Origin of the sequence: Cryobacterium sp. MLB-32 (assembly GCF_000738085.1) — a bacterium.
Classification (GTDB): Bacteria; Actinomycetota; Actinomycetes; order Actinomycetales; family Microbacteriaceae; genus Cryobacterium.
Genome location: NZ_JPRS01000422.1, coordinates 1 through 917 on the forward strand (window position 1 = coordinate 1; position 917 = coordinate 917).

A 917-nucleotide genomic window follows, 5' to 3' on the forward strand; every position below is an offset into this window, starting at 1 on the left:
TCTACCAGGACGCCTACGAGATCGGCTACGAGAAGGTCATCGACGTGTACGCCGCGGCGACGCAGCACGTCGACCAGGGACTCTCCCTCACCCTGTTCTTCAAGGACACCGCCACGACCCGCGACATCAACCGCGCCCAGATCTACGCGTGGAAAAAGGGCATCAAGACCATTTACTACATCCGTCTGCGTCAGATGGCCCTCGAGGGCACTGAGGTTGAGGGCTGCGTCTCGTGCGCGCTGTAACTTTTCTGAACACCGGAATGTCGATGAAGGACGAATCATGAGTAGCCCCAAGGTCAAGCTGGTGTCGCACGTCGATGCGATCAACTGGAACAAGATCGAAGACGAGAAAGACGTCGAGGTGTGGAACCGCCTCACGAACAACTTCTGGCTGCCCGAGAAGATCCCGCTCTCCAATGACATCCAGTCGTGGAACCAGCTCACCCCGGTGGAGCAACAGCTCACCCTGCGCGTGTTCACGGGACTGACCCTGCTCGACACGATCCAGGGCACCGTCGGCGCCGTCTCGCTGATCCCGGATGCGATCACGCCGCACGAGGAGGCCGTGTACACGAACATCGCGTTCATGGAGTCCGTGCACGCCAAGAGCTACTCCTCGATCTTCTCCACCCTGTCCAACACCAAGGACATCGACGAGGCGTTCCGCTGGTCGACGGAGAACGAGAACCTGCAGCGCAAGGCCTCGATCGTGATGGATTACTACCAGGGCGACGACCCCCTGAAGCGCAAGGTGGCCTCGGTTCTGCTGGAGTCCTTCCTGTTCTACTCGGGCTTCTACCTGCCGATGTATTTCTCCAGCCGGGCCCGCCTCACCAACACGGCCGACCTCATCCGTTTGATCATTCGTGACGAAGCGGTGCACGGTTACTACATCGGCTACAAGTTCCAGAAGGG

The 917-nt window shown here is 59.5% G+C and carries 1 protein-coding gene and 1 pseudogene; both read left to right on the forward strand.

The genetic code is table 11. From position 1 onward, the window contains the following. Positions 1–245 (forward strand): annotated as a pseudogene (locus JF66_RS19085) (ribonucleotide-diphosphate reductase subunit alpha); the annotation flags it as partial. 37 nt (positions 246–282) lie between these two features. Then, a partial coding sequence (locus JF66_RS19090) for a ribonucleotide-diphosphate reductase subunit beta (RefSeq protein WP_035880461.1) occupies positions 283–917 on the forward strand: 635 nt, incomplete at its 3' end.